The organism is Vibrio sp. 704 (assembly GCF_033339295.1).
In genome coordinates, this window is the sequence record NZ_JAWOUH010000873.1 from 1 (window position 1) to 548 (window position 548).

1 pseudogene is annotated in these 548 nt (G+C 46.9%); it reads left to right on the plus strand.

What is annotated here, in order from left to right:
* Window positions 1–548: pseudogene (locus R7R24_RS29630) on the plus strand (PilZ domain-containing protein); the annotation flags it as partial.

Sequence of the window (548 nt, forward strand, 5' to 3'; positions counted from 1 at the left end):
GGGCATCGAAAAGCCACTGTCGTATCGAGTATTGGCCGTAGACGATTGCTATGAAAATGATGCAGTGCGCTATCTACGAACCATTCGTCTAACGGAAACCAATGTCGTTGCGCGCGTCATCGACGAAGCATTAAACAGTGCCGCCAAACGCGCACGTCATGACAACCAAGATAAAATCATTCGTGCACGCACACGCGGTTATGAGCACATTGCACTCAAACACACGAGCAACTTACCACTGTTTTTTGATGGTAACGAACTCAAGCTAGCGATGCTGACACCAAACAACCAAAAGTTGTGGCAGTACTGGCACGATGAGAGAAATCAGCAAGTGTTTGGCTCCTTGTTTAACGAGCAACGCGTCGCTTCTTTGATCAAACAAGGCGTGAAAGGCACCAGTAACGTTTTGTACTCGTTTACTCATGAACATGAAAACAAAACGTACTTCTACTCGATGCTTAGACCCGAAGCGACTCGCGAACAACGCCAGCTGTTTTGGCATTTAGGGGCTAAGCGAGAAAGTTGGCGTGCGTTTCGAATTTCTATTT